Annotated in this window: 8 protein-coding genes; 7 read left to right on the forward strand and 1 reads right to left on the reverse strand. The window is 74.7% G+C overall.

Translation table 11 applies throughout. The features are described 5' to 3' along the window. Positions 1–8: 8 nt before the first annotated feature. From PV350_RS42020 to ssuE, 6 genes are read left to right on the forward strand one after another with little or no spacing between them, the layout of a single operon-like run. On the forward strand, positions 9–866 hold the full coding sequence (locus PV350_RS42020; protein WP_500338668.1) for an ABC transporter ATP-binding protein: 858 nt from the start codon (positions 9–11) through the stop codon (positions 864–866). Then, positions 863–1,732, forward strand: a complete 870-nt coding sequence (locus PV350_RS42025) for an ABC transporter ATP-binding protein (RefSeq protein WP_500338664.1) — start codon at positions 863–865, stop codon at positions 1,730–1,732. Before PV350_RS42020 ends, PV350_RS42025 begins: the two co-directional genes overlap by 4 nt. Positions 1,733–1,758: 26 nt before the next feature. Beyond that, complete coding sequence (locus PV350_RS42030) at positions 1,759–3,099, forward strand: NtaA/DmoA family FMN-dependent monooxygenase (protein WP_499516025.1); 1,341 nt, start codon at positions 1,759–1,761, stop codon at positions 3,097–3,099. 24 nt (positions 3,100–3,123) lie between these two features. Further along, the gene (locus PV350_RS42035; RefSeq protein ID WP_499516024.1) at positions 3,124–4,164 is read left to right on the forward strand and encodes an LLM class flavin-dependent oxidoreductase; all 1,041 of its coding nucleotides are present in this window, start codon (positions 3,124–3,126) and stop codon (positions 4,162–4,164) included. A gap of 1 nt (position 4,165) precedes the next feature. Next, entirely contained in the window at positions 4,166–4,960 is a 795-nt protein-coding gene (locus PV350_RS42040) for an alpha/beta hydrolase (protein WP_499516023.1), read from the forward strand. Positions 4,961–5,016: 56 nt separating this feature from the next. Next, positions 5,017–5,574: an NADPH-dependent FMN reductase gene (gene ssuE / locus PV350_RS42045; protein ID WP_499516022.1), complete on the forward strand. Its 558-nt coding sequence runs from the start codon at positions 5,017–5,019 to the stop codon at positions 5,572–5,574. 30 nt (positions 5,575–5,604) lie between these two features. Here ssuE and PV350_RS42050 read toward each other — a convergent pair whose 3' ends face one another. Continuing rightward, positions 5,605–6,483: a LysR family transcriptional regulator gene (locus PV350_RS42050; RefSeq protein WP_500338665.1), complete on the reverse strand. Its 879-nt coding sequence runs from the start codon at positions 6,481–6,483 to the stop codon at positions 5,605–5,607. Positions 6,484–6,584: 101 nt separating this feature from the next. Here PV350_RS42050 and PV350_RS42055 point away from each other — a divergent pair, with 101 nt between their 5' ends. Continuing rightward, positions 6,585–7,121, forward strand: a complete 537-nt coding sequence (locus PV350_RS42055) for a universal stress protein (RefSeq protein WP_500338666.1) — start codon at positions 6,585–6,587, stop codon at positions 7,119–7,121. The last annotated feature ends 681 nt before the right edge of the window (positions 7,122–7,802 follow it).

Consider the following 7,802-nt stretch of genomic DNA (forward strand, 5'->3'; position numbering starts at 1 on the left):
CCGAAGGACTGCTCCCCCGGCCCGCCCCGGGCGCCGCGCCGGACACCCCGGCACCGCCGGTGCTGTCCCTCCGCGACGTGCGCATCGGCGACCGCGCGGGCGACCGCGAGATCGTCCACGGGGTGAGCTTCGACCTCGCACCCGGTGAGGCGGTCGGCATCGTCGGGGAGTCCGGCAGCGGCAAGACCCTCACCTGCCGCGCGGCACTCGGCATCCTGCCCGCGCACTTCGAGGTCACCGGTGGGTCGATCGAGATCGACGGCACCGACATCGCCACCCTGACACGGGCTCAGTGGACGGCCCTGCGGGGCGCCACGATCAGCGCGGTCTTCCAGGACCCGGCCTCCTACCTCAACCCCTCGATCCGGGTCGGCGCGCAGATCGCCGAGGTCGTGCGCGCCAAGAAGGGGCAGCGGCGCCGCGAGGCCCGCCGGCAGGCCGTCGAACTGCTGCGGACGGTGCAACTGCGCGATCCGGAACTGGTCTACGGCAGTTACCCCCACGAGTTGTCCGGGGGCATGCTCCAGCGCGTCCTGATCGCGGCGGCGATCGCCGCCGGCCCGCGGATCCTCATCGCCGACGAGGCCACCACCGCCCTCGACGTCACCGTCCAGGCCGGGATCCTCGACATGCTCGCCGAACTGCGCGAACAGGCGGGGCTGGCCCTCGTCGTCGTCTCCCACGACCTCGCGGTCGTCGCGCAGCTCTGCGACGAGGTCGTCGTCCTGCGGGAGGGCGAGGTGGTCGAGCAGGGTCCGACCCGCGCGGTGCTGCACGACCCGCGGCACGAGTACACCCGACTGCTCATCGCCGAACACGAGCAGTACGGCCTGGACAAGTTCCTCACCGTGAAGGAGGACGCATGACCGGCGAACCGCCACGGACGACGCCGGCCGGCGGTGCGGACCCCGCCGGTCCCGTGCTGGAGATCACCGGCCTCGACGTGCACCACGGCCTGCGCCGCCGGCGCCGCCAGGCACTGCGCGGGGTGTCCCTGACCGTCGCGCCCGGCGAGGCCGTCGGCCTCATCGGCGAGACGGGATCCGGGAAGTCCACCCTGGCCCGGGCCGTGCTGGGCCTGGTGCGCGCCTCGGCCGGGTCGGTCGTCGTCGGCGGGGAGGACGTCACCCGGCACGGCCCACGCCAATGGCGCGCCCTGCGCCGCCGAGGCGTCGTCCAGTACGTCTTCCAGGACCCCTTGCGCAGCCTCGACCCGGACCTCACCGTCGAGGAGTCCCTCACCGAACCGCTGGTCCTGCAGGGCGTCCCACGCGAGGAGGCGGCCGAGCGCGCGCGGGCGTTCCTCCCCCGCGTCCGCCTGCACGAGGAGCTCCTCGGCCGGCTGCCCGGGGAGCTCTCCGGCGGGCAGCGCCAACGGGTCTCGGTGGCCCGGGCGCTGGTCACCGGACCGCGCCTGGTCATCCTCGACGAACCGGTGAGCGCCCTCGACGCGGCCAACCGCGTACAGGTCCTGGAGATCCTCAAGGACCTGCGCGCCTCCGGAGTGGCCCTGGTCTTCATCTCCCACGACCTCGGCTCCGTGGCCGGGGTCTGCGACCGCGTCGCCGTGCTCCACCAGGGCGAACTGGTCGAGGTCGGCACCACCCACGACGTCGTCAACCACCCCCGCCATCCCTACACGCGCCTGCTCGTCGGCTCGGCGCCCACCCTGCGTTCCGCCCCGGCGGACCGGGCCGAACGCGAAGCGCTGCGCGCCCTGCTGCGCACCTGACCCCACGACAGACAGGAACAGCCACCATGTCCCGCAGGATCCACCTCGCGCTCCACCCCTACGGCGTCGGCGGCCCCGGCCAGCACGGCCTGTGGAAGGACGCCCGCGTCGCCAAGAACGCCAGCACCGACATCAACTACTACATCGCGCAGGCCAAGGCGGCCGAACACGCCCTCTTCGACGCCCTCTTCATCGTCGACAGCCAGTTCATCAACGCCACCTACCCCGCCCACTACCTCAACCGGCTGGAGCCGCTGACCCTGCTGTCGGCGGTCGCCACGCACACCCGTCACGTCGGGCTGGTCGGCACGGCCAGTTCGACGTACAACTCGCCGTTCAACCTCGCCCGCCGCTTCGCCTCGCTCGACCACATCAGCGGCGGCCGCGCCGGCTGGAACGTCGTGACGAGCTTCGACACGGGCACCTCCAGGAACTTCGGGTTCGACGAGCACCTGGACTACGCCTCCCGTTACGGCCGTGCCCTGGAGTTCGTCGAGGTCGCCCGCGGCCTGTGGGACTCCTACGAGGACGACGCCTTCCCGGCCGACGTGGAACGGGGCGTCTTCCTCGACCCGGCCAAGCTGCACGCGCTCGACCACGAGGGCGAGCACTTCAGGGTCGCCGGCCCCCTCAACCTGTCCCGGTCCCCGCAGGGCCAGCCCGTGATCTTCCAGGCCGGCGTCTCCGAGGAGGGCCGCGACCTGGCCGCCCAGGTGGCCGAGGGCATCTACGCCCCCGGGGGCACACTCCGGCAGGCGCAGGAGTACTACGCCGACATCAAGCAGCGCACCGCCTCCTACGGCCGCGACCCCGACCACATCAAGATCTTCATCCACGGCGGTCCGGTGGTCGCCGCCACCGACGAGGCGGCCCGGCGCCGCGAGCGGGAGATCTTCGAGGAGGACAACGACTTCGACCGCAACCTCGCGCTGCTGGGGCGTTCCTTCGGCGCCTACGACTTCAGCGTGCACGACCTGGACGCGCCCTTCCCCGACGTCGCGCACCTCGCCGAGAAGGGCGGACGCACGGGCGCGGCCAGGATCATCGAGCGGGCCCGGGCGGAGAACCTGACCCTGCGGCAGGTGGCCCAGTCGGCCAACGAGTTCCGCATCTCCCCTTTCGTCGGGTCGCCGCGGACCGTCGCCGACACCATCGAGCAGTGGTTCGGCGCCGGCACCTTCGACGGCATCAACCTCGCCTTCCGCACCACCGACGAGCTCGCACTCTTCGTGGACGGCGTCGTGCCCCTCCTCCAGCAGCGCGGCCTGTTCCGCACCGAGTACGAGGCCGACACCCTGCGCGGCAACCTCGGCCTGCCGGTCCCCGCCAACCGCCACACCCACGAGCGCCTGCTCGTGGCCGACTGAGCACGGGACGGGACGGACGAGGCCATGACCACCGAGCACCCGCGCCTGCGACTCGGCTTCCTCACCCACGTGCAGGGCCGCGACGACGACCCGGTCCGCACCTACCGCAACGCCCTGGAACTCTTCGTCGCCGCCGACGAACTCGGCTTCGACGCCGGCTGGGTGGCCCAGCACCACGTCTCCCTCGGCGGCGGGGGGCTGTCCTCGCCCTGGACGTTCCTCGCCCACGCCGCGGCACGCACCACCCGGATCCGGCTCGGCACCGCCGTCACCATCCTCCCGCTGGAGGACCCGATCCGGCTCGCCGAGGACGTCGCCACCGTCGACACCCTCAGCGGCGGCCGCGTCGAGATCGGCGTGGGCAGCGGCTACAACGGCCTGGAGTACGCCGCCTTCGGCCGGGACGTCGCCCGCAAGCGCGAACTGACCAGCGAACACCTCGACGTACTGCGCAGCGCGCTGGCACGTGAGGAGGTCGGCGCGCCCGGCTTCCGCATCCAGCCGGCCGCCGGCGACTTCGGCGACCGCATCTGGCAGGGCGCCTTCAGCACGCAGGGCGCCGCGTACGCGGCGACCGCCGGGTCGAACCTCCTGCTCAACCGGGCGGCGTACGGCTTCGACTCCCCGACCGACGCGGTGCAACGCCCTTGGGCGGACGCCTACCTCGACGCCTGGGACCGGCCGCGCCGCCCGCGGATCGGGCTGTCACGGTTCGTGTTCCCGGCCAAGGACCGGCGGACGGCGCTGGGGCAGATCGGCGAGGACGTCCACCGGGCGGCGCTGCGCATGGCGGAGGGCGGCGCCTTCCCGAAGGGCCTGGACCTGGACGAGGCGCTGCGCCGCTTCCACTCCTTCTTCGGGCATCCCGAGGAGGTCGTCGAGGCGCTGCGGCAGGAGCGGGTCCTGCCGGTCGCGACCGACCTGATCACGCAGTTCAACCCCGCCGTCCCCGACCACGACGCGGCGTTGCGCGCCCTGGAGCTCATCGCGACCGAAGTGGCGCCGGCGCTGGGCTGGCGGCGCGCGTCCGAACCCGAGCCCCGGCCCGAGCCGGCAGGAGTCTGAGATGACCGAGCAGACCGACCGCATCGACCACGCCGACCACACCGACCACCACGGCCCCGAGGGCCTGCTCGTCCGCGGCACGGTCGTCGTGGTGCCGGGCCGCGGCGAGACACGGGCGACCTACGCCCGCTTCGCGCGGCGGCTGGCCGCCGACGCCTACCGCGTACGGGTCGTCGACCCCCCGGAGCCGGACGCGGACGACCCGGCCGGTTCCCTGACCCGGTTCGGCGAGCGCCTCGCGCACGCCGTCGAGGGCACCGCCGCCGGGGGCGCGCCGGCCACCCCCGTCGTCCTGGTGGGCGCCGACTCCGGCGCCGTCGCCGTCGCCGCGCTCCTGGGCCGCCCCGGCCGGGCCGGCGTCCGGCCGGACGGCGTCGTCCTCGCGGGGCTTCCCGGCCGGGCGGCCCCCGCCGGGGACGGCGGCTGGGACGGGGAGCTCGACGTCCGCACGTCCTGCCCCACCCACCGCGACACGCTCACCCGGGACCCGGGCGTACGCCGGGGCTCGCTGGGCGAGCCGGTGCCCGACGCCCTGCTCACCGCCGCGTACGAGGCCGAACTCGCCCCGCCCGTGCTCTTCCTCGCCGGTGACGCCGACCCGCTCGCCGATCACGACGGGCTCGCACGCGCCGCCAAGTCCCAGCCCCGCGCCCGGCTCTCGGTCGTCCGCGGCGCCCACCACGACGTGCTCAACGACGTACAGCACCGCTCGGTGGCAGCCGAGGTCGTCACCTTCCTGGAGACGCTGCGCAACGGTCTGGTGCCCGTCGTGGCCGTCGAATCCAGCACCTGGTGACCGCGCCGAGGTCCCCGCTCGCCCCCACCCCGCCCGCCCGAACCCGGAAGGTCCCCATGGCCGTCATCCTGTCCGTCTCCGGAAGCCCCTCCGCCACCTCCCGCACCGCACGGCTACTGCGCCACCTGGACGACCGGCTGCGGCTCCAGGGCCACGAGGTGGTCCCCCTGGACGTGCGTACGCTGCCCGCCGACGCCCTGCTCGGCGCCGACGTCCACCACCCGGCCATCACGGGGGCCGCGGCCCTGTTCCAGCGGGCGGACGGGGTGGTGATCGGCACGCCCGTCTACAAGGCCGCCTACTCGGGCCTGCTGAAGTCGCTGCTCGACCTGCTCCCGCAGTTCGCCCTCGCCGACAAGACCGTGCTGCCGCTGGCCACCGGTGGCACCACGGCCCACGTCCTGGCCATCGACTACGCGCTGCGCCCGGTGCTGAGTTCCATGGGCGCCGCCCACATCGTCCCGGGGTGGTTCACGCTCGACAAGGACCTCACCGTGTCCGACGACGGCACGCTGACCGTCGCGCCCGCCACGGCCGAGGCCCTGTCGCAGGTCACCGACCGCTTCTCCGCCGCGTTGGGAGGCCGTACGACCGTGCTGGCGCCCACGGGGTGAGCCCCTGCCCGCCGTACGCCGCGCGCGGGGTCACATCGCGGGGCCGGTCCCCTGGCACAGGTCGCGGATCGCGGTCACGTGCGGGTGCCAGGGGCGCGTGGCCGGCCCGGTGAGGAGCAACCGCCGTTCCACGCGCGGCAGTACGGGGACGAGGGTGAGGCCGCCTGGCAGCATGCTCCCCGCCAGGGAGGGGACGACCGCGACGCCGAGGCCGGCCTCGACCATGCAGAGCAGCGTGCCCAGTTCACGGATGTGCTGGGTGGGGCGGTACGGCACCCCGGCCCGTGCGTGGAGCTCCTTGAGCTGGCTCTCGGCGCCGGAGGTGGTGGCGAGCAGCGGGTCGTCCAGGAGGTCGGCAAGCGCGACGGACTCCTCACCGGCCAGCGGGTGGTCGCCGCGCAGGACGGCCTCGAGCGCGTCGGTCGCGACCTGGACGGCCCCGCGGGGCACCGGGTCCGGGTCGATGAGGATCGCGGCGTCGACCGTGCCGCTCTCCAGCCACTGGGTGATCTCCTCGGCGAAGCCCTCGAAGATCCTGACCTCGACCTGCGGGACGTTCTCGCGCCACAGCTTCAGCAGCCGGGGAAGCAGCCCGTGCGCGGCGGTCGGCGGCACGGCCAGGGTGATCGTGCCCTCGGCACCCGCGTCGTGCCGGGCGGCCGCCGCGGCGTCGAACGCCCGGGCCGCGGCGAGGGTGGCACGCGCGTGCGGCAGCAGCGCGTCGCCCAGGGGCGTCGGCCCGACGGGGGCGGCGCGCCGCACCAGTTCACCCTGCACGGCACGCTCCAGGGAGGCGAGCGAGTGCGACACCGAGGACTGGCTCATGCCGAGCGCGGCGGCCGCCGTACCGAACCCCCGGTGGTCGGCGATCGCGACGAACACGCCCAGTTGCCGCAGGGTCACGTCCATCGGCGCCTCGCATCACGGGATGAGTGCCATCGATTTGCGTCATCCTACGCGGCCCGGCGACGCTGGCGGGGTCCCGGCAGGACCCAGACGGGAGGCACCCCATGCGGAACGCGACAGGAGCGGGCCGGGTCGTCGTCGGCACGAGCGGTTCCCTCGCCAGTCTCGCGGCGCTCCGCCGCGGCGTCCTCGAGGCCCGGGCCACCGGGCGGCCGCTGCTGGCCGTCATGGCCTGGGAACCTCCGGAGGGCGAGCTCCTCTACGGCCTGCAGCCTGAGTCCGCCTGGGCGGACGCGTGCGCCGCGGAAGCGGCCGGACGCCTGGCCCGGGCCCTGGACGAGGCGCTCGGCGGCATACCGCCGGACGTGCGGATCGAGCGGTGCGTGCTGCGGGGCGCCCCCGGGGCCGTGCTGTGCGCCGTCGCGTCCGGCGCCGACGACCTGCTGCTCCTCGGCGCGGCCCGGTCCTCGCGGACTGCGGTGGGTGGGCACCGCAGGCCCGTGCAACGGGCCGTCCTGGCGGACGCCGTGTGCGACGTCGTGATCGTCGGCGGACCGCGCCTGCGGCCCTCCGAGGCGCGGCTGCTGCGCCGCTGCCGCAGGCAGGACGCCCGGCTGAGGACACGTCAGCAGCCGGTCTGAGTGCGAACACCGTCCGCGTACGGACGTCACCGACCACCGATTCCCGGAGGGAACCCCGTATGACCCGAGCGACCGGCCCGGCTCCCCACGCCGATCCCGGCAGGGCCCGCGATTGCCGGACCTGCCGCGGATGGGGAACGCTCGTCACCGGCCACGACGGGCTCGCCCTGTGCCCGGTCTGCCGGCTCCCCCGGCAGCGGTCCGGTCCTGCCGTCCCGCAACCCGAGGACCCTCCCCCGCGGCGCGCCGCCCGGTACTCCGCGGCAGCCGCGGCCGTCCGCTGCCGCTGACGTGGGGCGCTGAGCCCCCGGACGTCACCGCCCGGACGGCGTCATCCCTCCGGCGGCCGTCCCGCGGGCCGACCCGGTACGGGCCTGGAGATCGTCGTCGTGGTCCTCACGGCGATGCGGACGCTGACGTGGGTTGCGCGGCTGCTGCGGCTCGGTGAGCCCGTTGTCCTCATGGCGGCGGCTGCGCGGTCGGGCGCCTCCCCCGCACGGACGGCAAGTGCGCCGTCTGCGGTCCCTGCTGGACGTGGAGGAGGCACGGCTGGAGGTCGCGGAGGCCGCGTCGCGTCGCCGCCCGGCGAGACCGCCTGAACCCGCGCCGTGGGGGGCGGGCCGGATCCGGCCCCCTACCGGGCGGCCGGGACCGGGCGGGACACTGACTGCGCGGTCGTGC

Origin of the sequence: Streptomyces sp. PA03-6a, assembly GCF_033792765.1 — a bacterium.
Classification (GTDB): domain Bacteria; phylum Actinomycetota; class Actinomycetes; order Streptomycetales; family Streptomycetaceae; genus Actinacidiphila.

What these genes read in the sequence shown, in the direction of transcription:
- ssuE (WP_499516022.1), top strand. Translation starts at nt 5,017, where the DNA reads ATGGCCGTCATCCTGTCCGTCTCCGGAAGCCCCTCCGCCACCTCCCGC.
- PV350_RS42030 (WP_499516025.1), top strand. Translation starts at nt 1,759, where the DNA reads ATGTCCCGCAGGATCCACCTCGCGCTCCACCCCTACGGCGTCGGCGGC.
- PV350_RS42040 (WP_499516023.1), top strand. Translation starts at nt 4,166, where the DNA reads ATGACCGAGCAGACCGACCGCATCGACCACGCCGACCACACCGACCAC.
- PV350_RS42025 (WP_500338664.1), top strand. Translation starts at nt 863, where the DNA reads ATGACCGGCGAACCGCCACGGACGACGCCGGCCGGCGGTGCGGACCCC.
- PV350_RS42050 (WP_500338665.1), bottom strand. Translation starts at nt 6,483, where the DNA reads ATGGACGTGACCCTGCGGCAACTGGGCGTGTTCGTCGCGATCGCCGAC.
- PV350_RS42055 (WP_500338666.1), top strand. Translation starts at nt 6,585, where the DNA reads ATGCGGAACGCGACAGGAGCGGGCCGGGTCGTCGTCGGCACGAGCGGT.
- PV350_RS42035 (WP_499516024.1), top strand. Translation starts at nt 3,124, where the DNA reads ATGACCACCGAGCACCCGCGCCTGCGACTCGGCTTCCTCACCCACGTG.